At 72.1% G+C, this 24510-nt stretch carries 19 protein-coding genes; 16 read left to right on the top strand and 3 right to left on the bottom strand.

Translation table 11 applies throughout. The annotated features are described in order from the left end of the window. Positions 1–255: 255 nt before the first annotated feature. From ABZ810_RS37480 to ABZ810_RS37470, 3 genes are read right to left on the bottom strand one after another with little or no spacing between them, the layout of a single operon-like run. Entirely contained in the window at positions 256–1419 is a 1164-nt protein-coding gene (locus tag ABZ810_RS37480) for a glycosyltransferase family 4 protein (RefSeq protein ID WP_358411468.1), read from the bottom strand. Then, positions 1416–1934 (bottom strand): hypothetical protein, encoded by a 519-nt coding sequence (locus tag ABZ810_RS37475; protein WP_358411466.1) that lies wholly within the window; start codon positions 1932–1934, stop codon positions 1416–1418. The genes ABZ810_RS37480 and ABZ810_RS37475 overlap by 4 nt, the downstream gene beginning before the upstream one ends. Before the next feature lie 28 nt (positions 1935–1962). Then, positions 1963–3483: a hypothetical protein gene (locus ABZ810_RS37470; RefSeq protein ID WP_358411464.1), complete on the bottom strand. Its 1521-nt coding sequence runs from the start codon at positions 3481–3483 to the stop codon at positions 1963–1965. 147 nt (positions 3484–3630) lie between these two features. Here ABZ810_RS37470 and ABZ810_RS37465 point away from each other — a divergent pair, with 147 nt between their 5' ends. The 16 genes from ABZ810_RS37465 (at position 3631) to ABZ810_RS37390 (ending at position 24415) form a co-directional block, all read left to right on the top strand. Then, on the top strand, positions 3631–5868 hold the full coding sequence (locus ABZ810_RS37465; protein ID WP_358411462.1) for a bifunctional glycosyltransferase family 2 protein/CDP-glycerol:glycerophosphate glycerophosphotransferase: 2238 nt from the start codon (positions 3631–3633) through the stop codon (positions 5866–5868). Positions 5869–5902: 34 nt separating this feature from the next. Beyond that, positions 5903–9331 carry a bifunctional glycosyltransferase family 2 protein/CDP-glycerol:glycerophosphate glycerophosphotransferase gene (locus tag ABZ810_RS37460; protein WP_358411460.1) on the top strand — a complete coding sequence of 1143 codons (3429 nt, stop codon included), beginning with the start codon at positions 5903–5905 and terminating at the stop codon, positions 9329–9331. A 256-nt stretch (positions 9332–9587) separates the two neighbouring features. Then, positions 9588–10337 carry a glycosyltransferase family 2 protein gene (locus tag ABZ810_RS37455; RefSeq protein WP_358411458.1) on the top strand — a complete coding sequence of 250 codons (750 nt, stop codon included), beginning with the start codon at positions 9588–9590 and terminating at the stop codon, positions 10335–10337. Continuing rightward, on the top strand, positions 10334–10765 hold the full coding sequence (locus ABZ810_RS37450; protein WP_358411455.1) for a DUF2304 domain-containing protein: 432 nt from the start codon (positions 10334–10336) through the stop codon (positions 10763–10765). Before ABZ810_RS37455 ends, ABZ810_RS37450 begins: the two co-directional genes overlap by 4 nt. After that, complete coding sequence (locus ABZ810_RS37445; RefSeq protein ID WP_358411453.1) at positions 10762–10986, top strand: hypothetical protein; 225 nt, start codon at positions 10762–10764, stop codon at positions 10984–10986. The genes ABZ810_RS37450 and ABZ810_RS37445 overlap by 4 nt, the downstream gene beginning before the upstream one ends. After that, entirely contained in the window at positions 10983–13016 is a 2034-nt protein-coding gene (locus ABZ810_RS37440) for a DUF6077 domain-containing protein (protein WP_358411451.1), read from the top strand. The genes ABZ810_RS37445 and ABZ810_RS37440 overlap by 4 nt, the downstream gene beginning before the upstream one ends. 113 nt (positions 13017–13129) lie before the next feature. After that, positions 13130–13504, top strand: coding sequence for a phosphomannose isomerase type II C-terminal cupin domain (locus tag ABZ810_RS37435; protein WP_358411449.1), 375 nt, complete (start codon positions 13130–13132; stop codon positions 13502–13504). 8 nt (positions 13505–13512) lie between these two features. Continuing rightward, positions 13513–14661: an acyltransferase family protein gene (locus ABZ810_RS37430; RefSeq protein ID WP_358411447.1), complete on the top strand. Its 1149-nt coding sequence runs from the start codon at positions 13513–13515 to the stop codon at positions 14659–14661. A gap of 137 nt (positions 14662–14798) precedes the next feature. Beyond that, the gene (locus tag ABZ810_RS37425) at positions 14799–15968 is read left to right on the top strand and encodes an acylneuraminate cytidylyltransferase (protein WP_358411445.1); all 1170 of its coding nucleotides are present in this window, start codon (positions 14799–14801) and stop codon (positions 15966–15968) included. Between the two features lie 12 nt (positions 15969–15980). After that, a complete protein-coding gene (locus ABZ810_RS37420; protein ID WP_358411443.1) occupies positions 15981–16880 on the top strand; it encodes an N-acetylneuraminate synthase family protein in 900 nt (299 codons plus the stop codon). Positions 16881–16964: 84 nt separating this feature from the next. After that, a complete protein-coding gene (locus tag ABZ810_RS37415; protein WP_358411441.1) occupies positions 16965–17924 on the top strand; it encodes a glycosyltransferase family 2 protein in 960 nt (319 codons plus the stop codon). A 2-nt stretch (positions 17925–17926) separates the two neighbouring features. After that, entirely contained in the window at positions 17927–19309 is a 1383-nt protein-coding gene (locus tag ABZ810_RS37410) for an alpha-2,8-polysialyltransferase family protein (protein ID WP_358411440.1), read from the top strand. Continuing rightward, positions 19306–20526, top strand: coding sequence for an acyltransferase (locus tag ABZ810_RS37405; protein WP_358411438.1), 1221 nt, complete (start codon positions 19306–19308; stop codon positions 20524–20526). Before ABZ810_RS37410 ends, ABZ810_RS37405 begins: the two co-directional genes overlap by 4 nt. A 6-nt stretch (positions 20527–20532) precedes the next feature. After that, a complete protein-coding gene (locus tag ABZ810_RS37400; RefSeq protein WP_358411436.1) occupies positions 20533–22161 on the top strand; it encodes a glycosyltransferase family 39 protein in 1629 nt (542 codons plus the stop codon). Beyond that, the gene (locus ABZ810_RS37395; RefSeq protein ID WP_358411434.1) at positions 22158–23129 is read left to right on the top strand and encodes a glycosyltransferase family 2 protein; all 972 of its coding nucleotides are present in this window, start codon (positions 22158–22160) and stop codon (positions 23127–23129) included. The genes ABZ810_RS37400 and ABZ810_RS37395 overlap by 4 nt, the downstream gene beginning before the upstream one ends. Beyond that, the gene (locus ABZ810_RS37390) at positions 23126–24415 is read left to right on the top strand and encodes a hypothetical protein (protein WP_358411432.1); all 1290 of its coding nucleotides are present in this window, start codon (positions 23126–23128) and stop codon (positions 24413–24415) included. The genes ABZ810_RS37395 and ABZ810_RS37390 overlap by 4 nt, the downstream gene beginning before the upstream one ends. The last annotated feature ends 95 nt before the right edge of the window (positions 24416–24510 follow it).

Below are 24510 nucleotides of genomic sequence, written 5' to 3'. Positions count from 1 at the left end.
AGCTCGCCGCGACCTGGCCTGCACCGGCCACAGCTCGCAGGCAACCGAACATCGCCCCTCGGAGTCCGCAGGGCATCCTCAGTTCGGCCGGTGGTAGCTCAACTACGCCGCGCGCGCACCTGAAATGCTCGATCGGCGCCGCGCCCCTCACCGGCCTCATGCGCCGGGATATACGGGAAACGGGTCACGAGACCTGTTCAACGGATCTGACGGCAGCGATCAACCGTCAAGGCTCCCTCGTTCGCAATATCTCTATTACGAGGTCGTAGAGGCTTTTTCGGCGAGCAATTCCGTGAAGAGCTTTTCCCACTGATCACAGATTTTCTCGGGGCCGTATCGCCGCGCGGTCTGAAGAGCCGCTTCTTGCAGCTTTTTCCGCAGGAGTTCGTCCTCGATGAGTCGGGTGATTCCGTCCGCGAGGGCGGAGACATCACCCAGGGGGACGAGAAAACCGTCGACACCGTCGGTGAGGATCTCCCTGGGGCCGACGGGGCAGTCGAAGCTCACCGCGGGAAGCCCGATGTTGAGGGCCTCCAGGAGCACCATGCCGAAGCCCTCCGACCGGGAGCTCATCGCGAAGATCGACGCCTTCGCCATCTCCTCGTCGAGGCGGTCGGACGGGCCCATGACGTAGACGTGGTTGTAGAGGTGCCGCTGGAGGACCTGCTTGCGGAGAGCACCTTCCTCGGGCCCATCGCCGATGATCCGCAGCGTCCAGTCCGGGTGCCGCTCGATGACCTTCTCGAACGCCTCGATCAGGAGGCGGAAGCCCTTGTTCTTGTCGAGCCGCCCCGCCCCGACCACGACCTTGCTCGACTGGTCCGAGCGGCGCACGTCCAGCGAGTGCAGCGCGTTGGGGATGCGCTCGATCCGGAACGAGCCGCCGAACGACTCCTCGTAGGCCTGGTAGTCGTCGCCCGTCAGGGTGACCGCGGCGTCGAAGGACGGGTAGGCCCGGTCGACCGCCTCGCGCCACAAGCCCTTGAGCGCCGACAGATGCGAGTGTTCCTGGAGCACCCGGACCAGCGAAGGGTCGGCGTAGCGGGCGACGACCAGGTTGATCGTCGGCCGGGTGGAGACGATGATCCCGTCGTGCGTCTCACGCAGGTAGTTGATGAGGGCGCTGACCCGGCGGCGGGACTCCTCCTCTCGCGAGACTCCCTCCGGGAAGTGCTCGTGCCAGGAGGTGTCCTCGTTCTCCAGGTCGTAGGGGGTGCGCGGGACGCCCGGCCTGAAGTCCGCGAGGGGCACCAGCTTCACCCGCTCGTCCAGGTGGAAGACGGTGTCGGTCTTCCGGCGGTGCATGGTGACGATCTCGATGTCGTGACCACGCTCGACCAGCGCGTTCGCCTGGTTGAAGACGGTGCGGATCGTGCCACCGAGAACGTAGGCGTTCAGCACCACATAGATGATCTTCATGGGGAGACCTGGTCCTGGCGACCGCAGCGGATCGACAGGTTGTCGTTGTCGGTGAAGTAGGGGCGGACGGACAGGGGAGAGCGCGTGGCCACGTTCTGCTTGGGGAACGTGACGATGCTCTTCTTCCCCGGCATGTCGTCGTCGTGCTTGCCGAGCCGGAGCGAGACGCTCTCGCCGTCGGCGGCGCCGACCAGATAGAGGTCCCAGTGCTCCCAGAGCGGCGGATCGGAACTCTCGAACGCGGACAGCGGGATGTCCGCCTCGAAACCGGCACCGTCCACGGTCACAGGGACCATGAAGTCGCTCTGCGGCGGCGGAACCTCACGCCCGGCCAGGGAGGTGATCTTGCGGGCGGCTCGCCGCCATGCGGGCGGCTTGATCTTGCGACGTTCACGCGAGGACAACCGGAGCCGCCAGGAAACGTCCGAAGGCGTCTCGGCGGCGACGATCTCGCCGACGATCTTGATGCGGCCGTCGCGCGGCCACACCTGCGCCACTTCCGCGTGCGCGGTCACCTTCGAATACCCCCGGTCCGGACAGGATTCAGACTCTGTTCAGGTTTTCGCCCGAAGTATTACAGATGCCTTCTTGTGCCCGGAACCTGAAGATCACTTTTTGGGTCTTCGCCCTCTGTTCCGGGATGAAGGCCAGGAGGGCTGCCAGGGCGGCGAAGGGGATGACCGGGAGGACGTAGCGGTAGTCGAAGTCGGCTATCAGGGGTGGGACCAGGAGGAGGGTGGCGGCGGTGAGCCAGGCGAGGAGGGCCGGGCCGCCCAGGCGGTTCCTGACCAGGCCGGTCAGGGCGGCGAGGAGGAGGGCCGCCAGGAGGGTGCCGGGGAGGTAGGCGAACGACTGGTAGGCGCGGATGAGGCCGGCGGCGGGCTCGACGACGCGGGGCCGGGCGGTGGCACCTCCGTAGCGGTCGGAGAGGGCGGTGGCGCCGGAGAGGCGCCAGCCTCGCTTGGGGAAGCGGTACTCGGCGGCGGTGTGGACGGTGGGGTAGGCGCTGCGGGTCCAGGCGAAGGAGCGGGCGGTGTCGCGGGCGACGGCCTGGAGGTAGCCGAGGGGCTGGGCGGCGATGGCGTGCTTGGCGAAGCGGGTGCCCAGGCGGTCGGCCCGGTCGCCCGCGATGCCGCCGCGGATCTTCTTGAACGGGGAGTCGGGGCCCCAGAGGGCCGAGTAGCCGGGGGCGACGGCGGTGTCGTAGGTGCGCCAGTCCCGGCACATGCGGGCCAGCTCGGGCGGCGGCTGGATGACGTCGCAGTCGGCGAAGGCGGCCGTGCGGCCGTAGAGGAAGAAGCCCGTGGTGTTGGAGAGGGCGTACTCGCCGTGCTCCGCCTTGTACCAGCCCGCGTAGGCGGCCACGCCGAGGGTGAAGACCGCCGCGGTGGCGCCGATCGTGCGCCAGGACACGCGGCGGAGCAGGAGGTAGAGGACGAACACGAAGATCAGCGGGAGGCCGACCGTCCGGGTCACGGTGGCGGCGGCCAGGGCCAGCCCGGCGAGGGCGCCGAGCCACCAGGTGGGCCGGCGGCGCCACAGGAGGAGGGTGACGGCGGCCACGGTCAGGCAGATGAAGAGCGCGTCCGACATGAGCAGGTGCTCCAGCTCGATCTGGTACGCGTCGAACAGGATCGGCACGGCGGCGGCGGTGCCCAGGAGGGCGGCGCGCCAGGGGCGGTCCGGCCAGGCGGCCAGGGAGGCGCGCCGGACGAGGGCGTACAGCATGGTCCCGGTCGCGATGCCGAGCAGATGCTGGACGATCACCACGAAGGTAAAACTGTGCAGCGGGGCGAGGGACCGGAGAAAGACCGAATAGCCGCTCGGCCGCAGCTTGGACGGGGCGAGATCGAGCGCGTCGCGCAGATAGGTGACCGAGTCGCCGAACCACAGGACGGACGGGTATCCGAGGACCGCCAGAGCGCGCAGTCCGAGCGCCGTGACCAGCGCGAACACGTAGATGAGATGGGTCCGACGCAACGCCACCATGCCCCCGCACGACGCGGCGCGGCCCCGCCGCCGCGCCTCGGCGAGGCTGCTCTGCCCGGAATTGCGGAAAGGCAAGCCGCCGTTACCTCTGTGGCGACCCAAGCGGCGGGGAACAACAGGTAAAGCACGGCCATCCATCAGATGGCCTCCATCACCCCAAATGTGCCGTTACAGTCGGTCCTCACAACACCCCGTTCCCAGCCTCGACCGTTCCCCGGAGCCATGTCAGACAACGCCTCCCCCGCGCCCGCCCCCGGCTGGCAGTCCCCCAACGCCGCCCCACCTTCGCTGAGTGTGATCGTCCCGACACACCGAGTACAGGGCTATATCCGGCAGTGCCTGGAGTCCATCCTCGCCTGCGATCTTCCCGACCTCGAGGTCATCGCGGTGAACGACGCCTCACCGGACCGCTGCGGGGAGATCCTCGACGAGATCGCCGCCCGGGACCCGCGCGTACGGGTGCGCCATCTGGCCGAGAACGTGGGGCTCGGCGAGGCGCGCAACATCGGCCTGGACATGGCCACCGGCGACTACGTGTGGTTCTTCGACAGCGACGACTACGCCACCGAGGGGGCGGTGCAGGCGATCGTCGACCGGCTGGCGGAGACGCGGCCGGACGTGCTGATGTTCGACTACGCCCGCGAGTACTGGCACGGCAAGGTCAAGCGCAACGTGCTGAACGAGCTGTTCCGGGTGCCGCCGGCGCCGGACGTGTTCACCTGCGCCGAACGGCCGACCGTGCTGCGCATGATCATGACCGCGTGGAACCGGGCGATCCGCCGGGAGTTCCTGCTGGAGCTGGGGCTGCGGTTCAGCCGCGGCCACTACGAGGACTTCAACGTCACGTACCCGATCCTCATGGCCGCCGAGCGGATCAGCCTGCTCGACCAGGTCTGCTACATCTACCGGCAGCGCCGGCGCGGCGCGATCACCAAGACGCGCAGCCAGAAGCACTTCGACGCGTTCGCCCAGTACGACCGGGTCTTCGCGTTCATGGACGAGCACCCGGCGGAGACCGATCGGTTCCGCGCGCGGATGTTCGACCGCGCACTCTGGCACCTGCTGATCATCCAGGAGGCGGACGACCGCCTGCCCGAGGAGGACCGGGCACGGTTCTTCGCCGGCATCTCCGAGATCTACCGCCGCTACCGGCCGTCCGACCACGAGATGCCGGACGACCCGGTGCTGGCCAGGAAGTACGAACTGCTCCGCAAGAACGACTACAAGGGCTTCGTGCGCCTGCACAAGAAGCTGCGCACCCGCAAGGCCCTCCGCAAGGTCAAGCGCAAGGTCAAGGCGTTCGGCAACAACTCCAAGCGGCGCGGCATGGGGACCTACTACCGGACGCAGCTGCGCCGGCCGGTCGACGAGAACCTCGCGGTGTACGGGGCGTACTGGTACCGCGGCTACGCCTGCAACCCGGCCGCGATCTATGAGAAGGCCAAGGAGCTGGCGCCGCACGTCAAGGGCGTCTGGGTGGTCAAGCAGGACAACGTGGCCGACATGCCCGAGGGCGTGCCGTACGTCGTGCAGAACACCCGCGAGTACTGGTCCCTGGTGGCCCGCGCGAAGTACTTCGTCAACAACGTCAACTTCCCCAACGCCCTGGTCAAGCGGCGCGGCCAGGTGCACGTGATGACCGAGCACGGCACGCCGCTCAAGCGCATGGGGCTCGACCAGATGCAGTACCCCGCCGGCGGCGGGACGATGGACTTCGAGGCCCTGATCATGCGGGCCGACCGCTGGGACTACCACCTGTCGGCCAACCCGCTGACGACGGAGGCCTGGGAGCGCAGTTTCCCCTGCGACTACGAGATGCTGGAGATCGGCTACCCGCGCAACGACCGGCTGGTCCGCGCGACCGCCGAGGAGCGCGACCGGCTGCGCGCCGAGCTCGGGATCCCCGAGGGCAAGAAGGCCGTCCTCTACTGCCCGACGCACCGCGACTACAAGCGCGACTTCTCGCCGACGTTCAACATCCGGCACTTCGCCCACGAGCTGGGCGACGAGTACGTGCTGCTGATGCGGGCGCACTACTTCTACCAGCCCGAGGCCGAGCTGTGGGACCGCGACCGCGTCATCGACGTGTCCGGGCACCGGTCGGTCGAGGACCTGTGCATCGCGTCCGACGTGCTGCTCACCGACTACTCGTCGATCATGTTCGACTACGCGGTGCTGCCGGACCGGCCGGTCGTGATCTTCGCGCCCGACTGGGAGACCTACAAGCTCACCCGCGGCGTCAACTTCGACCTGATGGAGTTCCCGCCGGGCGTCGTGGCCCGCAGCGAGGAGGAGCTGCTGAAGACCCTCCGGGCCGGCACCCCGTGGAACGAGGCCGCGGCCCGTTCGCGGGCGGCGTTCCGGGATCGTTTCTGTCCCTGGGAGGACGGCCGGGCATCCGAACGCGCGGTCCGCCGGGTCTTCCTAGGCGAGACCGTCCCGAACCCGCCCCGCCCGTAGCCCGCCGCGTTCCTCGCGAAGGAGTCCCCCCTTGGTGTCCAACCTCATCAGCGTCGTCGTGCTCGCGCGCAGGTCCGCCGCGGACCTGGCCGAGACGCTGATATCGCTCGCCGCCCAGTCCCACCGCGACCTCGAGGTGCTGGTCGTGGACGGCGGCGCCGGGACCAGCGCCGGCGTGGCGCTGCCGGACGAGCGGTTCCGCCTCATCCGGGAGGGCGCTCCCGGTCGCGGCGCGGCGCGCGGCATCGGCGTACGGGAGGCGACCGGGGAGTTCCTGGCGTTCGCCGACGACGGTGACGTGCTGCCCGCGGACGCCCTCCAGACGCTGCACGCGGCGTTGTCGGCCGGCCGGTCCGACTTCGCGGCGGGCAACGTGGGCGTGCGCGGCGAGAACGGCACCAAGGCCTCGCGGCGGCACCGCGAGGCGTTCGCCAAGGAGCTGCGGGGCACCCACGTCCGGCGGCACGAGGCGCTGCTCGACGACCGCGTGATCACCAACAAGCTGTTCCGCGTCTCCTTCTGGGAGCGCGCCGGGCTGGCGTTCCCGGACGTCAACCGCGACGACGACCTCGCCGTGGCGGTGCCGGCGTACTACCTGGCCACCGCGGTGGACGTGGTGCCGCGGACGGTCGTGCGGCGGTTCGCCGCGGTGGACCCGGGGCCGAGCTCCGTCCCGCAGGACGCCGCCGACGGGTTCGCCGCGGTCGAGGCGGTGCTGACGAGGCTCGACGGGCACTGGAAGCCCAAGGAGCGGCGGCGGTTCCTGGCCTCGGTGCTCGACCGGGAGCTCCGCGCGTTCCTCGACGGCCTTCCCGACACCACCGACGAGGAACGCGACCAGATCGTCGCGCAGGCCGCGGCGCACGACGCGTGGCTCGACCCCAAGGCGCTGGCCGACCTGCCGTCGCTCACCCGGCTGAAGTGGCACCTGGCCGCGCGGAAGAAGCGCTCCGAGCTGGTCAAGGTCGTGCGCTACGGGCGTGGCAAGCCCAACCCGTCGATCGTCCGCGAGGGCCTGCACCGCTACGTCGTCCACCCGTACTGGAAGGACGACAAGCTCGCTGTGCCGCAGGAGACCTATCGCGCGCGCACCGAGGTGTCCCTGCGCGGGCGGGTGCACGAGGTGGCCTGGCGCGACGGCCGGCTGGTCGTGCGCGGCGAGGCGTACATCAACTCGGTGAGCTCGCGGCGCAAGTGGACCGCGATCAAGCGCGTGAGCCTGCGGTCGGGGGGCAGGAGCGTCTCGCTGACGGCGAAGCAGACCCCCAAGCCCGGCAAGAAGTCCGGCGCGTGGACCGGGTTCGAGTTCACCCTCGACCCCAAGAGGCTCAAGCGGCGCGGCGCGTGGCACGACGCCGTCTGGGACGTCGAGGCGACGGTGTTCAACGCGGGCGTGCTGCGGTCGGCGCGCCTGCGCGGCGGTACGGGCGGCAGCGGCGCCCGCCCGCCCTACCACTACGTCACCGACGACGTCCGCGTCGTCCCGCAGGTCGTCGACGGGACGCTGCGCGTCGCCGTCGAGACCGTCACCGCCAAGGCCGTCGCGCTGCGCTGGGCCGAGGAGGGCGTGGAGCTGGACGTCGACAGCACCGGGGAGGCGCCGCGCGAGCTGAGCCTGTCCCTGGGCGACGAGGTCGTCCGCGTCCCGGTGACGGCGGGCGAGGACGGCCGGTTCACGGCCCGGCTGCCGCTTCCGGCGGCCGCCGCCGACGCCGCCCCGAACGTCATCGACGACACCCGCGACTGGGCGGTGTCCCTGGACGGGCGCCCGCTGGTGCTCGCGGAGGGCGTCGCCGACATCGAGCGGCTGATCGGCACCCAGGAGGTGTTCGCCGGGCGCGGCGCCGCCGGTTACCTTCGCCTGCAGGTGCGCACCGCGCGCCTCCAGGTCAGCGCGGCCGGCTGGCGCGACGACGGCACGCTCGTCCTCACCGGCACGCACGCCGCGTACGAGCGCGGCGACATCGTGATCCGCAGCCGGGGCCGCCGCAAGGACTACCCGTTCGCCGTCACCTCCACCGACGGCGTGCTGACCTGCGAGATCCCGGTCGCGGCGATGCCGGGCGCGGCCGGCGTGCTGCCGCTGCGCCAGGGCCGCTGGGACGTGCTGTTCCGCCCGGCGGACGGCGGGCGGCCGCTCGCCGTGCGCACGACGTCCGAGGTCGAGTCAGGGTCGTCCAACTCGGTCGAGGTCGCGCTGCGCGGCTACACGCTGGAGAGCCCGGGCAGCGGCCTGGTCGTCCACGTCACCAACGACCTCACGCCGGAGGAGCGCGGCGCGGGCGCGACGGCGCTGCGCGCCGAGGCCCGCTCGAAGGTCGCCAGGGACGGCCTGCGCGACGCGGTGCTCTTCTCGTGCTTCAACGGCCGGCAGTTCTCCGACAGCCCGCGCGCGATCCACGAGGAGCTCGTACGGCGCGGCACCGACCTGGAGCAGTTGTGGGTCGTCAACGACGGCCAGGTCGACCTGCCCGACACGCTCACCCCGGTCCGGCTGAACGGCCGCGAGTGGCACGAGGCGGTCGCCTCGTCCCGCTACATCGTCACCAACCACCGCCTCGGCGACTGGTTCCAGCGCCACCCCGACCAGATCGTGCTCCAGACCTGGCACGGCACCCCGCTGAAGAAGATCGGCCGTGACCTCAAGGAGGTCCACTTCGCCTACGCGCCCGGCATGAAGAAGGCGCTCCAGTCGCAGACGCAGGCCAAGGCGCAGGACGTGCCCGCCACGCCCAACCTGCCGGAGTGGACGCACCTGCTGTCGCCCAACCCGTTCAGCACCGAGATCTTCCGGCGGGCGTTCGGCTTCAAGGGCGAGCTGATCGAGGCCGGCTACCCGCGCAACGACGTGCTCTACCACCCGGAGGCCGACGCGGTCGCCGCCTCGGTGCGCTCCCGGCTGGGCGTCCCGGAGGGCAAGAAGGTCGTCCTGTACGCGCCGACGTGGCGGGACGACCAGTACTACAGCCGCGGCCGCTACAAGTTCGACCTGCGGCTCGACCTCGACCGGGCGCGGGCGGCCCTGGGCGACGACCACGTGCTGCTGGTCCGCCTGCACAGCAACGTGGTGGACGGCGTCCCCGACGACGGCAACGGCTTCGTCTTCGACGTCTCGCTCTACCCCGACATCGCCGAGCTGTACCTGATCGCGGACATGATGATCACGGACTACTCGTCGGTGATGTTCGACTACGCCAACACCCGCCGGCCGCTGCTGTTCTTCACCTACGACCTGGCCGACTACCGCGACCGGCTGCGCGGCTTCTACTTCGACTTCGAGAAGGAGGCGCCGGGCCCGCTGGTGGAGTCCTCGGACGCCCTCATCGAGGCGATCCGCGAGATCGACGTGACCTCGGCCCAGTACGAGGCCCGCTACAAGGACTTCGTGGACCGCTTCTGCCCCCTGGACGACGGCCGCGCCGCCGCCCGCGTCGTCGACGAGGTCTTCGGCGCCATCCCCTGATCCCTTCGATCTCGGAAGCCGCGCGGCCTGCCGGGCCGCGCGGCTTCGTGTGTCCGCGTCATGGCGGCCCGTGATCGCCGCATGTCCTTGAACGGGACAGAACGCCTTATTGACGACTCATCAAACTATTTGCGAATTCCAGGCAACCTTCAGGCGGGGTTCAGGTGTCAACTAAGGCAAGGTCCACACAGGCATGCCCACCGACCGCCGTCGGTGCCGCATGCCCCCACAGAGACGGGGAAGCGCCATCATCGCGATGTCTGAACGCCGGGAGACCGGCGTCCGGCGACGTGCCACCACGCTCGTGGTCGTTCCGGCGCTGAACGAGGAGCACGCCATCGCCGGGGTGCTCAAGGAGCTGGCCGTGTGCTGCCCGGACGCCGACGTCCTGGTCATCGACGACGGGTCGACCGACGGCACCGCGGCCACGGCGTCGGCGCTGGGGGTGCCGGTCGTCCGGCTGCCGTTCAACCTCGGTGTGGGCGGTGCCATGCGCGCCGGCTACCGGCACGCGCTCCGCCACGGCTACCGCGCGGTCGTCCAGGTCGACGCGGACGGGCAGCACGACGCCTCCTACATCTCGCACCTGCTCGCCGAGTTGGACGCCGGGGCCGACCTGGTCATCGGAGCCCGTTTCGCGGGCGTGGGCGGATACTCCGCGGGCCGCGGGCCGCGCCGCTGGGCCATGCGGCTGCTGGCGACCGTGCTGTCCCGGCTGGCCGGCACCCGGCTCACCGACACCACAAGCGGCTTCCGCGCCGCCGGACCGCGTGCGCTCGAGGTCTTCGCCGAGCACTACCCGGCCGAGTACCTCGGCGACACGGTCGAGTCGATGGTCATCGCGATCCGATCGGGCTGCCGCGTCCGGCAGGTGCCGGTGGCGATGCGACCACGCGCCGCCGGGCGAGCGAGCCAGTCGCCGATCCGCGCGACCGTGTACCTGCTCCGCGCGGTCGTCGCCCTCGGCCTCGCACTCGTGCGGCGCTGGGCCCCCCGGGCGTCATGAAGGCCTATCACCTGGGCCTGATCGGGGCCGCGATCGCCCTGGTCGTGATCTTCGAGATGTTGCGCCGGCGGCGGCTGCGTGAGAAGTACGCGATCACCTGGGTGGTGCTCTCCGTCCTCATCGTGCTCATGGCGGCCTTCCCGCAGATCCTGGAGACGGCCGCGGACCTGACCGGGGTGCAGGTCCCCGCCAACCTGCTGTTCTTCGGTGCCAGCCTGCTGCTCCTGGCCATCAACGTGCAGCTCAGCTCCGAGGTGACCCGGCTGGAGGACAAGGTGCGCACCCTCGCCGAGGAGCTCGGGCTGCAGCGGCTGCGCATCGAGCAGCTCGAGCAGGCCGGAGACGGCGGGCAGACGGACGGACAGACGGGCGGGTACGCCGACTGGGCAGGGAAGGCCGATGATCCGGAGAGCACCCCCGGCTCATGAAGGCGCTGAGATACGCGCGCTCGCCGGTCGCGTCGGGGACCGCGACCGTAGGCCTGGGGCTCGTCGTGCTCGGGCTCCCGGCGACGGTCCACCTGGTGATCTCCGCCCGCGCCGTCGGCCCGCACGACTTCGCCTCCGTCTCGACGTTGTGGACGCTGGTCCACACGTTCGGGATCGGCGCCTTCCCGGCCGCCCGACTTCGTCATGGAGCCACCTCTTGATCAACCGCACCTTCGACACGATCGGCAGGGTGCTCGACCGAGCCACCGACCTGGCCGTGGTGGCCTTCGCGGCGTGGACGGTCGTCTACCACCTCGGGCTGCTGACCGAACCGCCCACCTGGGGCCTGCTGCTGGCGTGGCTCGGGGTCGGGGTGCTGCTCGGCGGCCTGTACGCGTGGCGGCTCACCCGTCCCTCTCAGGCGCGGGACCGCGTGACCGACCCGGACCCGGCCCGGCCTCCGCTGGGTTACTGGGCGTTCGCCGCCATCACCGCGGGGGCGGTGGCGGGAACGGTCGCGGGGGTTCACCAGGCCGGACCGCCGTGGTGGATCGTCTGGGTCGCCGGGTCGCTGAGTGTCGCGGCAACGGCCGTGATGTTCGTCCTCGCTCGCGGCGTCCCGCCGGAGGAACCCGCCGTGAGCGAGGACCGCGTCAGCAAGGGCACCGCACGCGCCGACGGCTTCGGCCTGCCACCGGTGCTCGTGGCGGCCGGGTGCGCGATCGGCTCGCTCTTCCTGGTCAACACCGACGGCGACGACGCGTTCTTCGTGTCGCGCTCGGTCTGGACGGCGGCGCACGGGCACGCGCCGACGCGGGACGCCGTGTTCACCCAGGGCGCCGTCCCGCCGATCGCGGGCGAGCCCCCGGTCTCCTCGCTCGAGGTGCTGGTGGGGGCGCTCGCCCGGCCGCTGGGCGTGCCCGCCGCGTCGCTCCTCTGGTACGTCGTGCTCCCCGCGGCGGTCTTCCTCGCGGTCTGGGCGCTCTGGCGGCTCGTCCGGGAGTGGGCGCCGCGCCGCGCGCTCGCCTGCTTCGCGGTCGCGGTCGTCTACCTGCTGTGGTCGGGCGAGAGCTTCGGCTCGATGGGCGCCTTCCACATGCCGCGCATGTGGCAGGGCAAGGCGATGCTCGTGTCAGTGCTGGTGCCCCTGCTGTACGTCTATCTGACCCGGTGGGCGGAGCGGCGTTCCACGGCGGCACTGGGGCTCGCCGTGGCGACAGGGGTCGCGGCGACCGGGTTGTCGTCCACCGCCGTGCTCCTCGTGCCGCTCGTCGTCGCCGCCGTGGCGGGGCCGATGCTCGTCACCGGCCGCGTCCGTACCGGCCTGACCGCCACGGCGGTCCTTGCCTACCCGGTCGGCGCGGGTCTGCTCGTCACCATCCTGCATCTCGGCGGCGACGGGACCATGGTCGAGGGGGAGGCCGCCGGGCCCGCGGCGACGTACTCCGCGGTGCTGCTCGCCGGGACCCTCGGGGTGCTCGGCGGATGCGCGCTCTACCTCGGCCCCTGGCTGACCCGGCCGGGCGCGCCGGCGCTGATCGCGGGCGGGGTGGCGGCCGTGGCGACGGTGTTGTTCGTCGACGGGGTGCTGGGCTTCATCGGTTCGTCCACGGGGGCCGGACCGGTGATGTGGCGCACGCTGTGGGTGGTCCCCGCCCCGGTGCTGGTCGGCCTCCTCGCCGCGACCGCGCTCCCTGCCGGGGCGGCCCGGCGGATCCGGGCGAGGGTGCCCACCGCGGTCCCATGGACGGCCGCAGGCGCCGTGCCCGCCGTCCTGCTGGGCGGGCTGGTCGTGGCGGGCGGCGTGCCGGTCTGGTCGCAGGACGCTGGGACGCTGGTCGAGGACCAGCCCTCGTGGAAGGCGGTGACCGGCCAGCTGCGGACAGCCCGGGTGGTGGTGAAGGCGGCGGAACCCGGCGGCACGGTGCTCATGCCGCAGCGATACATGCGCACCGTGCCGTTCTTCGGGATCGGGGTGAACGCCGTCAACCCGAACACCCACCAGCTCGAAATGCTGGGCGCGTCCGAGACGTTCACCGCCGACCGGCGGCTGCTGACCGAGCTCGTCCTGCCGGGCCGCGAGGCCAAGCCCACCGCCGTCCAGGTCCGCGGCGCGCTCGACCGTGTCGACGTCACCGTGGCCTGCGCGTTCCGGCGGGACGCCGCCGCCCTGCGGCTCATCGCCGCCGCCGGGTACGGCGAACGTTTCGAGGTCGGCCGGCTGTCCTGCCTCCGGCGCGGGCGCGGGTGATCCGGCTCCGGCGCGGCTGACCCGGCTCCGACGTGGGTGACGTTCACCCGCCGACACTTCGAGGTCCCCTTCCGTACGACCGCAGTTCGCACGGACGGTCCAGCATCTCCCGAATGACCGACCAAGCGACCGACCTCGCCCGCCGGCTCGACATCGTCACCGACGAGCGGCCGTGGGGCAGGTTCGAACGGTTCACGCTGAACGAGGCGTCCACCGTCAAGATCATCCATGTGGCGCCGGGGCAGCGGCTCAGCCTCCAGCGGCACCGGCACCGTGACGAGCTGTGGGTGGCGCTGGACGCCGGCGCCGTCTTCGAGGTGGCCGGGCGGCGGATCGAGCCCGAGGTGGGCGAGCGGGTCCTGATCAGGGCGGGCGACACCCACCGGATGGGGTCCGCCGGCCCGGCGGTGCGGGTGCTGGAGGTCGCGTTCGGCGACTTCGACGAGGACGACATCGAGCGCCTCGAAGACGCCTACGGGCGCGCCTGACCGGGGCCGTGGCCACTCCCTCGGCCGAGGGCCCCACCGCCAAGGCCCCCACGGCCAAGGCCCGTGCGGGCCGGGACCCCTTCTTCGACAACGCCAAGTTCCTGGCGATCCTGCTGGTCGTGGCGGGCCACGCGGTGGAGGACCTGCGGGACGTGCCCGAGGTGCGGGCGTCCTACACGCTGCTCTACATGTTCCACATGCCGGTGTTCATCATGCTCACCGGCCACCTGTCGCGGCGGTTCACGTTCTCCGGCGGCAAGGCGCGCAAGCTGATCTCCGGCCTGGCCGCGCCGTACGTGGTCTTCGAGATCCTCTACTCCGTCTACTTCTGGTCGGTGTCGGGCGGCAAGCCGCTGGAGATCACCCTGCTGCGGTCGTCGTACGTCATGTGGTTCCTGCTGGCGTTGTTCTTCTGGCGGCTCTCGACGCCGGTGTGGCAGCAGATCCGGTGGCCGCTGGGCGTGGCCATGGGGATCTCGCTGCTGTCGTACATGACGGTGCTGCCCAAGGAACTGACGCTGCACCGGCTGCTCGGCCTGCTCCCGTTCTACGTCCTGGGGCTCATGCTGAGGCCCGAGCACTTCGAGCCGCTCAAGACCGCGCGGGCCCGGGTCGCGGGCGCGCTGACGCTGGCCGCGGCGCTGGCGCTGATGGCGACCGCCGGGCGGGAGATGCCGAACTCCTGGATCTACTGGGTGGACGGCAACGAGGCCCTCGGCCTGACGAACGTCGAGGGCACGATCATGCGGACCGGGATGCTGGTCGCCGGGGCCGTGCTCGCGTTCGCGTTCCTGACCCTGGTCCCGGCCCGGCGCACGTGGTTCACGCCGCTCGGCGCGACCACGCTGTACGCCTATCTCCTGCACGGCTTCGGCATCCAGGCGCTGCGCAAGGCCGGGTTCTACGACGACGTCGAGAGCCTGCACTCGATCGCGGGCGCGGCGGCCGTGGCCGTGGCGGCCGCGGTGGCGGCCACGCTGCTGTGCGGCCGTCCCGCCGTCCGCGTCACGCGGTGGCTGGTGGAGCCGCGGGTCGACTGGATGTTCACCGGCCTGCGCAACCCGGTGTCGGTGCCCCGGCCCAGGCAGGGGCGGCCCGCGCGGGACGCCGAGCCCGCCCGGGAAGATCAACGTGAGGCGGCTGAGCTCAAGCGTTAGAACGACCGACCCCGCGCGTTCATATTCGGGTCACCGGCCCGCAGATCGGGGTCCCTAGCGTCGTCATGCCTCATACGGCGTTTTCCGAACACCGGCGATCTTCCGCCGCGTCATCCCATCAGTGAGGAAGCAGCCACGTGCGTGTCGTCTGCGTCATCCCCGCACGGGGCGGGTCCAAGGGCATTCCCCGGAAGAATCTCGCCCTCGTGGGCGGCCGGCCCCTGGTCGTCCGCGCGGTGGAGGCCGCCCTGGCCGCCACGCTGATCGACCTGGTGGTCGTCAGCACCGACGACGCCGAGATCGCCGCGGCGGCGCGCGCCGCGGGCGCCCGGGTCGTCGACCGGCCCGGCGACATCAGCGGTGACGTCGCCACGTCGGAGTCGGCGCTGCTGCACGCGCTGGACCGGCTGGCCGCCGAGGGCGACGGCGCCCCCGAGGTCACCGTCATGGTGCAGTGCACCAGCCCGTTCATCGACCCGGCCGACCTGGACGCGGCGGTGGGCAAGGTGCTCGACGGCGCGGCCGACTCGGTGTTCGCCGGGCTGGAGACGCACGAGTTCCAGTGGCGCTCGGTCGGCGACCGCGGCGTCACCGGCGTCGGTCACGACCCCGGCCACCGGCCGCGCCGGCAGGACCGGGCGCCGCACTACCGCGAGACCGGCGCGTTCTACGTGATGCGGACCGCCGAGATGCGCATCCACCGGCACCGCTTCTTCGGGCACATCGACGTCCAGCCGGTGCCGCTCGCGCACGCGGTCGAGGTGGACACCGCCGCCGACCTGGAACTGGTCCGGCTCATCGCGCCGGTCGCCGACCGGCCCGCCCCGATCGACGTGGACGCCGTCGTGACCGACTTCGACGGGGTGCACACCGACGACCGGGCGACGGTCGACCAGGACGCCCGCGAGAGCGTCACCGTCAGCCGTTCCGACGGCATGGGCGTCTCCCTGCTGCGCAAGGCCGGGATCCCGCTCCTGATCCTGTCCACCGAGGTCAACCCGGTGGTCGCGGCGCGCGCGGCCAAGCTCAAGGTGCCCGTGCTGCACGGCATCGACGACAAGGCCGCCGCGCTGCGCAAGTGGATCGCCGACGAGGGGCTCGACCCGGCCCGGGTCGCCTACGCGGGCAACGACGTCAACGACCTCGGCTGCCTGGCGCTCGTCGGCTGGCCCATCGCGGTCCCCGGCTCGCACCCCGAGGTGCTGGCCGCGGCCCGCGTCATCCTCTCCCGTCCCGGCGGCGCCGGGGCGGTCCGCGAGCTCTGCGAGCGCGTGCTGCAGGCCCGCAGTCCCGAACCCAACCTCTAAGGACGACACGATATGAGCAAGGCAGCGATCGGCATCGCTCCCAAGCCGGTCCAGATCGGCGGCCGCACGGTCGGCGAGGGACACCCGGTGTACGTGATCGGTGAGATCGGCATCAACCACAACGGTGACGTCGACATCGCGCGCCGCCTGATCAACATCGCCGCGGACGCGGGATGCCAGGCGGTGAAGTTCCAGAAGCGCACGCCGGAGATCTGCGTCCCGGTCGAGCAGCGGAGCAAGATCCGGCAGACTCCGTGGGGCGAGATGACCTACATGGAGTACAAGGAGCGCGTCGAGTTCGGCGCCGACGAGTACCGGCAGATCGCCAAGTACGCCGCCGACCGCGGCATCGACTGGTTCGCCTCCCCGTGGGACGTCCCGTCGGTGGAGTTCCTGGAGGAGATGGACGTCGTCACCCACAAGGTGGCCTCGGCCTCGGTGACCGACAAGGAGCTGCTCCGCGCGCTGGCCGCGACCGGCAAGCCGATCATCCTGTCGACCGGCATGTCCACGCTGGAGGAGATCGACGACGCGGTGGAGGTGCTCGGCACCGCGAACCTGGTCATCCTGCACTCCACCTCGACGTACCCGCTCCCGCCGGAGGAGGCCAACCTCCGCACCATCGCCACCCTCCAGGAGCGCTACGGCGTCCCGGTCGGCTACTCGGGCCACGAGCGCGGCCTGCAGATCTCGCTGGCCGCCGTCACCATGGGCGCGGTGATGCTGGAACGGCACATCACGCTGGACCGCACCATGTGGGGTTCCGACCACGCCGCCTCGCTGGAGCCGACCGGCCTGGAGCACCTCGTGCGCGACGTCCGCATCATCGGCGAGGCCCTCGGGGACGGCACCAAGCGCGTGTTCCCCGGCGAGGAGGAGCCGCGGGCGCGGCTGCGCCGGGCCACCGCCTAGCCGGGCCGGCGGCCCGCGCCGGGTCACCTCCCGGGCCGGGCCGACCGCCCGAGCCGCCCCCGCATTCGAAACGGAGTTCTCCGAGTGACCACCCTGTCGGTCATCGTGCCGATGCGCGACGTCGCCCCCTATCTGGGCGACCTCCTGCTCAGCCTGAAAGGCAACGCCCGCGACGACTTCGAGTTCATCGTGGTCGACGACGGGTCCAAGGACCGGACTCCCGAGGTCCTGGCCGAGCAGGGGGCGAACGTGCCCGGGCTGACCGTGATCCGCAACGAACGGTCGCTCGGGCTGAGCGGGGCCCGCAACAAGGGCCTCGCGGCCTCGTCCGGGCGGCTCGTCACCTACCTCGACGGGGACGACTGGCTGGCGCCCGGCTTCCTCGCCCAGGCGGTCGAGGCGATCGACGCCATCGGCTGCGACTACGTCAAGACCGACCACATCCAGGTGTTCGGGCGGCGGCGCGAGCTGCACCGCGCGCCGCACGGCCGGCGCGGGGTGAAGTTGCGACCACGCGACGGGATCATGCCCGCGCACGGCAAGACGATGGTGGACTTCCCCTACGCGTGGTCGGGCGTCTACCGGCGCGAGCTCGCCGACGACGGCCTGCTCACGTTCGACGAGGAGCTGCTGACCGCCGAGGACCGGCCGTGGATCTGGCGGCTGCACCGGCGGGCCGCCTCGTACGCGGTGGTGTCCCTGGTCGGCGTCTTCTACCGGCGCGAGGTGTCCACCTCGCTCAGCCAGGTCGGCGACGCCCGCCAGCTGCACTTCTTCGACGCCTTCGACAAGGTCCTGGCCGAGCTCGAGGACGACCCCGAGCGCGACCGGTTCCGGCGCAAGGCGGTGCAGACCTACTGCGCGATCATCGCGCACCACCTGAACGAGCGGGAACGCCTGACCCCGGCGCTCAGGCAGGCCCTGCGGACCAGGGCGCGGACCACGTTGCGGGCCCTGCCGCAGGAGACGCTCGCCGAGGTCCGTCCCGGGCTGGGCCGGGAACGCCTCGACCTGTTCGCCGAGACGCTGGGAATCGGGCTCTGATCGTGACGACGCAACTCTTCGTGACCTCGACGCTGTTCAGCGCCGTCACCCTGGCGGCGGCGATCGACGCCGGCGCGTTCGGCCCGCGCGACCGCCGCCGCGTCCTGCTGGTCAGCAACAACAGCGCCGTCCCCGAGGCGTCCACCCCGGTCGACCGGGTGCCGGGATTCGCGACGCTGGCGTGGCGCTTCGACGACGTCCTGTCCTGGAACGACGAGCTGGCCCCGCTGCACCCGAGCGGCTGGGAACCCCGGATGGAGGACCTCCCGCTGTGGGAGCGGATCTTCCGTGACCGGTGGGGGCTGGGCGCCGACCCGGTCGAGCTCGTCACCGAGTCGATAGCGGTGCCGCCCGCCCGCTCGCTGGCCTCGATCTTCTTCGACGCGGCGGTGACGGTCTACTCCGACGGGCTGATGAGCTACGGCCCGACGCGCAACGCGCTCCCGTACGGCATCGGCACCCAGATCACCCGGCAGCTCCACCTCGACCTGGTCCCGGGCCTCGAACCGCAGCTGCTGCGCGAGTACGAGGTCCCCGCCGAGATCATCCCGGACGAGCCGTTCCGTACCGTCCTGGACAAGTTCCACGCCGAGGTCGCGCCGACCATCGCCGCGTACGGCGCCGATCTCGACGGGGCGCCGCTGGTCATCGGGCAGTACCTGGCCGCGCTCGGCATCCTCGGCGACCACGAGGAGGACGAGCTGCACGCGACGATGGTGCGCGGCGCGGCGGCACGCGGCCACGAGACCGTGCTGTTCAAGCCGCACCCGGGCAGCCCGGTGCGCGCCACCGAACGGCTCGCCGCCGAGGCCGGCCGGCTCGGGATCCGGCTGCTGGTCGTCGACGCGCCCGTACCGGCCGAGACGTGGTTCGCCGCGACCCGGCCGGCGCTGGTCGTCGGCTGCTTCTCCACCGCGCTGGTGACGGCGGCCCGCTACTACGGCCTGCCCGCGGCCGCCGTCGGTACCGAACTGCTCCTGGAACGGCTGAAACCGTACGAGAACAGCAACCGGGTGCCGGTGACGATCGTCGACACGACGATCCCCCGGCTCGGCGAGGACGGGACGCTGCACGACCCGCGGATCGGTCCCGACGCCGTCCAGGACGAGCTCGTGCCGCTGGTGGCGGCCATCTCCTACTGCATGCGCGCCTCCGCCCGGCCCGACCTGCGGGCCGCCGCGGCCGGGTACCTCGAGGCCCACCAGGACGACGACCTGACCCGCCACTTCAAGCGCCGCCGCCTGACCAGCCTCGACCTGCCGGGCGGCGTCGCGCAGGGGCATCCGCGCGTGCTCGGCACCGTGCTGCCGCGCAGCAGCAGGCGCCGGCAGCTGGCGATCGCGGCGCTGCGGCGGGCCGAACAGCTCCGGGCGCGGCCGAAATGAGCGACAGCACGTCGATCCTCGTGCCGTCGCCACGAGACGACGCCGGGAACGGTGCGGACACCGGCGACGCGGGCAGGGACGGCGCGAAGGCGACGTCGGCAGAGACGGCCCCGGGCCGGAGCCGCCCCGGCGGCGACCGGCTGCGCGCCCTGGACGGCATGCGCATCCTCGCCGCGCTGATGGTCTGCTTCTACCACTACACCGGCCGCGGCGGCACCGTCTCGGAGTCGTGGGGGGAGTCCCCCCGGGACCTGTTCGGCGGGCTGCCGGACATCACCGTCTACGGCAACCTCGGCGTCGAGTTCTTCTTCGTCATCAGCGGCTTCGTCATCTGCATGAGCTGCTGGGGGCGCTCGCTCGGCGACTTCTTCCGGTCCCGCGTCAGCCGCCTCTACCCGGCGTACTGGACGGCGATCGTGCTGGTCACCGCCGCCTCGCTGGCGCTGCCGGCGGTGGCGAAGCCGGTGCGCCTGGACGAGTTCCTGGTCAACCTGACCATGCTCCAGCAGCCCGCGGGCGCCGAGCGGGTGCTCGGCGTGTGCTGGACGCTCTGGGTCGAGCTGCGCTTCTACCTGCTCTTCGCGCTCTTCGTGGTCTGGAAGGGCGCCACCTACCGGCGGGTGGTGATGTTCTCCTGCCTGTGGCTGGTGGCGGGCGTGTTCTCGCGCGCCGCCGACGTGGAGATCCTGCACGAGCTCACGCTGGACGTGTACGCGCCGTTCTTCACCGGCGGGCTGGCCCTCTACCTGATCCACCGGTACGGGAGCGACCTGCTGCTCTGGGGCATCGTCGGGGTCAGCTGGCTGCTCGGCCAGTACTACGTCACCGGCGCCATGGGGAACCCGGCGGCGACCGGCTCGTTCGCGCAGCGCGAGCCCGAGGTGATCCTGCTGGTGGTCACGCTGGCGTTCGCGTCCGTCGCGGCGGTCGCGCTGGGCTGGCTGCGCTGGGCGAGCTGGCGGTGGCTGACCACGGCGGGCGCGCTGACGTACCCGTTCTACCTGATCCACGAGCACCTGGGCTGGTTCGTGATCCGCGTCCTGCACCGCAAGCTGGACGTGCCGGCGCCGGTCACGCTGGCGGCGACGATCGGCGGGATGTTGCTGCTCGCGTACGCGATCCACCGGCTGGTCGAACGGCCCGGCGGCAAGGCGCTCAAACGGGTCCTGACCGAGCAGGCGCGCGCCCTGCCCGCCCGGCTGAGATCCGCGGGGTAGGGCCGGATGCTCGACCGGGTGGCGGGCGGAGACGACGCGGCCATCGCCGAGGAGGCGGTGGCCGGCGCCGATCGGGGCGGGGGGCGGCGGCGGTCCGGCCGGGCGGCGGAGCGGTCGTGGCCCTCGTTCGCCGGCCGGTTCGGGCTCCCGGCGATACCGGCGGCCGCCGCGCTCGCCGTCTCGTTCTGGGGGATCTCGCGGCCGTCGTTCTGGATGGACGAGGCGGCGACGATCAGCATGGCGAGCCGCGACCTGCCCGACCTCGAACGTGCCGTCACCGAGAACCTCGACCTCGTCCACGCCTGCTACTACCTGGTGATGCGGCAGTGGATGGCGTTCTTCGGGCACGACGAGCTCGCCCTGCGCTCGTTGTCGGCGCTGGCGACCGCCGTCGCCGCCGCGGGCGTGACCGCGCTGGGCCGCCGCTGCGCCTCGGCCTGGGTGGGCCTGGTCGCCGGGCTGGTCTACGCGGGCAACGTGACGGTCACCCGCTACGCGCAGGAGGCGCGCCCGTTCGCCCTGGCCACCACGGCGGCGGTCGTCGCCGCCTACCTGCTCGTCCGGGCCCTCCAGTCGCCGCGATGGTGGTGGGCGTGGCTGGCGGGCCACACCGTCGCGATGATCCTGGTCGGGCTGCTCAACCTCTTCACTCTGCTGCTCGTGCCCGCCCTGCTGGTGACGGTGGCGTGGGGGCTCTTCAACGGCGTCGCCAGGAAGCGGGTGGCGCTGGGCTGGATCGTCTCCATGGCGGTCACCGGGGGTGCGCTCTACCGGTTCGCCGTCATGGCGCGGGGGCAGAAGCAGCAGGTCAAGAGCATCCCCTCCCCCACGTGGGACGACGTGTGGCAGCTCGTGGAGTTCCTGGCCGGCCATCGCACGCTGATCTGGATGACGCTCGTGGCGACCGTGCTCGGGCTCGTGGCCGGGGTACGCCGGAAGGCCTGGATCCGGCGCGAGCACGACGGCGTCCGGCCGGCGCCCACGCTGACCATGCTCGCCGCGCCCTGGCTGCTGCTGTCGCCTGCCGTCCTGCTGCTGGTCTCGCTGTCGACGCCGCTCTACCGGCACCGCTACATGGTGTTCTGCCTGCCCGCGCTGGCGTTGCTCATCGCCGCCGCGCTGGTGTGGACGGCGCGGGTCTGGCGGCCCCTGCCGCTGGCCGGGCTGGCGGTGCTGGCCTGGCTCGCCGTCCCGCAGCAGATCGTGATCCGCGGGGAGGACGAACGCTGGGACGACCTGCGCACCCCGGCGAACGTGCTGCGCGCCCAGGCACGTCCCGGAGACGCCGTGCTGTTCCTCACCCCCGCGATGCGCTGGCGGGCGTCCGGCTATCCGGACGCCTACCGGGGCCTGGACGACGTGATGATGCAGCGGTCCCCGGTCGAGGCCGGGAACCTGCTCGGCGTCGACGCCGGGCTGGAGACCCTCAAGCTGCGGATGTGCGCGGAGCGGCGCGTCTGGGTGTTGTGGGACTTCGGCGGCCGGCGGGGGGTGCCGCCCTGGGTGGAGGCGCGGCTGCGGTTCGTCGGGTACGGGGGCGACTTCGTCACCGTGCGCGAGTGGAACTACAAGCGGGGCCGGCTCAGCCTCATGATCCTTTCACCGGCCGCCGAGCCGAGAAGGGGGTGCCCGTGACCGCGATCCTGCTCTCGGTCGTCGTCCCCGCCCGCGACGTCGCGCCGTACGCCGCGGCGATGTTGCGGGGGCTCGCCGGCAACGTGCGGCCCGACGTCGAGTTCATCGTGGTGGACGACGGCTCCGCCGACCGCACCCCCGAGGTGATCGACGACCATCGGGCGCTGCTGCCGGGGCTGACCACGATCAGGCACGAGCGGCCGCTCGGGGTCAGCGCCGCCCGCAACCGCGGCCTGGCGGCGGCGTCCGGCCGCTACGTCACCTTCCTGGACGGCGACGACTGGGTCGCGCCCGGGCACCTCTTCGAGCTGGTCGCCGCCGCCGAGGGGCTCGGCTGCGACTTCGTCCGCACCGACCACGTCCAGGTGTCGGGCGGGCGCCGGCTGCTGTTCCGGGCGCCCGAGGGGCGGCGCGGCCGGGTCATGTCCCCGCGCGAGTCGATCCTGCCGCCGCACGAGCCCACGATGGTCGACTACCCGCAGTGCTACAACGGCGTCTACCGGCGCGAGCTGGCCGACGCGGGGCTGCTGGACTTCGACGAGCGGCTGCACACCGCCGAGGACCGGCCCTGGATCTGGCGGCTGCACCGGCGGGCGGCGTCGTACGCGGTGGTCTCGCTGGCGGGCGTGCACTACCGGCGCGACGTTCCGACCTCGCTGACCCAGATCGGCGACGAGCGCCAGCTGCACTTCTTCGAGGCGTTCGACTCCGTCCTGGCGGAGCTGGCCGACGACCCGGACGGGGACCTGCTCGCCCGCAAGGCCGTCCGCAACTACTTCGCGGTGATCGCCCACCATCTGAAGAAGGAGGAGCGGCTCACCGGCGAGCTGCGGGCCGTGCTGCACGAACGGGCGCGGACGGCGATGCGGGCCGTCCCCGGCGAACTGCGCACGGAGGTCCTGCCCGCGATGGGCCGGGAGCGCATGGAACTCTTCGAGCGCACGCTCGGGATCGGACTCGCGTCATGACCCGGCTCTTCGTCGCGGCCTCGCCCGCCGGCCTGCTCGCCATGACCGCCGCGCTCGACGCCGGCCTGCTCGCCGGCCGCGGGCGCCGGATCCTGCTGCTCGCGGGCGCCGCGCCGGTGCCCGGCCAGGCGCCGGCGCTCGGCGACGTCCCCGGGTTCGCCGCGCTGGCCCGCCGCTACGACGAGGTCATCGACCTGGCGGCGGAGATCGCGCCGCTGCACCCGGCGGGCTGGTCGCCGCCGGCCGAGGAGCTGCCGCTGTTCGCCCGGCTGCTGCGCCGGGCGTGGGGGCTCGGCGGCGGGCCGGTCGAGCTGGTGACCGAGTCGGTGGCGCGGCACCCGGGCCGCGCGCTGTCCCTGATCTTCCATGACGCGCCGCTGACGGTCTGCACGCCGGACCTGACCGCCTACGGGCCGACGATGGAGCCCCTGCCGCCCGGCGTCGGCGGACGGATCAGGGCGCTCGTCCATCTCGACCTGGTCCCCGGGCTGGCGCCCCTGCTGCTCGCCGAGTACGGCATCGACGTCGAGGTGATCGCCGAGGACGCGTGGCGCGGCGTCGCGGCCGAGCTGTCCCCGCCGGTCCTGCCGCCGGAGACGGCCGTGATCCTGGGACCGCCCGAGGACGCCCGGTGCCTGGACATGGTGCGCGGCGCGGTGGGCTCGGGGCATTCGTCGGTCGTGTTCGTGCCCTGCGACGGCATCGGCCCCGGCACGGCTCCCGGGTCCGCGCGGCGGCTGGCGGAGGAGGCCGCGCGGCTGGGGGCACGGCTGGTGGTGGCCGAGCAGGCCGATCCGCCCGACCTGTGGTTCGCCGGGAAGGAGCCGCCGGCCCTGGTCGCCGGGGCGTCCGGCGGGCCGCTGCTGCGCGCCGCCCGGCTGTTCGGCCTGCCGGTGGCGTGCGCGGAGGCCGGGCGCCTTCTCGACCGCCTGCCCCGGTACGAGCATCCCGACCGCGTCCCGCTGACCCTGCTGGACGCCGCGCTGCCGGAGCTGACGAGCACGGGCGAGATGGTCCCGCCCCCGGCCGTGGAGCTGCGGACGCTCATCCCGGCGATCGCGTACTGCATGCGCGCCACCGTGCACGCCGGGCTGCGCCGGGAGACCGAGGCCTACCTGACCGAGATCGCCGACGGCCCCCTCACCCGGTACTTCTCCCGCACCCGCCTGGACGAGCTGCGCCTCCTGATGCCACCCCCAGAAGACCGGCCACCCCCGTCCGAACCGTCACCCCGCCCCTCCGGAGGCCGCCTCGGCGCCCGCCTGCGCCGCCGCCCCACCGGCTAGCCGCATCAACCCGCCGCCCCCGGTCAGCCCGCCCCCGACGATCCGGCGGCCCAACGATCCGACCGTGCGGCGATCCGACCGTGCGGCGATCCGAC

It is taken from the genome of Spirillospora sp. NPDC047279, assembly GCF_040643285.1.
GTDB lineage: Bacteria > Actinomycetota > Actinomycetes > Streptosporangiales > Streptosporangiaceae > Spirillospora.
Note: the sequence above shows the minus strand (reverse complement) of the source record. Positions and strands in the feature narration are given on the sequence as shown.

Excerpts from the sequence above, each read along its gene's own strand:
- ABZ810_RS37480 (WP_358411468.1), bottom strand. The coding sequence starts at position 1,419 with ATGAAGATCATCTATGTGGTGCTGAACGCCTACGTTCTCGGTGGCACG.
- ABZ810_RS37465 (WP_358411462.1), top strand. The coding sequence starts at position 3,631 with ATGTCAGACAACGCCTCCCCCGCGCCCGCCCCCGGCTGGCAGTCCCCC.
- ABZ810_RS37455 (WP_358411458.1), top strand. The coding sequence starts at position 9,588 with ATGTCTGAACGCCGGGAGACCGGCGTCCGGCGACGTGCCACCACGCTC.
- ABZ810_RS37450 (WP_358411455.1), top strand. The coding sequence starts at position 10,334 with ATGAAGGCCTATCACCTGGGCCTGATCGGGGCCGCGATCGCCCTGGTC.
- ABZ810_RS37445 (WP_358411453.1), top strand. The coding sequence starts at position 10,762 with ATGAAGGCGCTGAGATACGCGCGCTCGCCGGTCGCGTCGGGGACCGCG.
- ABZ810_RS37435 (WP_358411449.1), top strand. The coding sequence starts at position 13,130 with ATGACCGACCAAGCGACCGACCTCGCCCGCCGGCTCGACATCGTCACC.
- ABZ810_RS37420 (WP_358411443.1), top strand. The coding sequence starts at position 15,981 with ATGAGCAAGGCAGCGATCGGCATCGCTCCCAAGCCGGTCCAGATCGGC.
- ABZ810_RS37405 (WP_358411438.1), top strand. The coding sequence starts at position 19,306 with ATGAGCGACAGCACGTCGATCCTCGTGCCGTCGCCACGAGACGACGCC.
- ABZ810_RS37400 (WP_358411436.1), top strand. The coding sequence starts at position 20,533 with ATGCTCGACCGGGTGGCGGGCGGAGACGACGCGGCCATCGCCGAGGAG.
- ABZ810_RS37390 (WP_358411432.1), top strand. The coding sequence starts at position 23,126 with ATGACCCGGCTCTTCGTCGCGGCCTCGCCCGCCGGCCTGCTCGCCATG.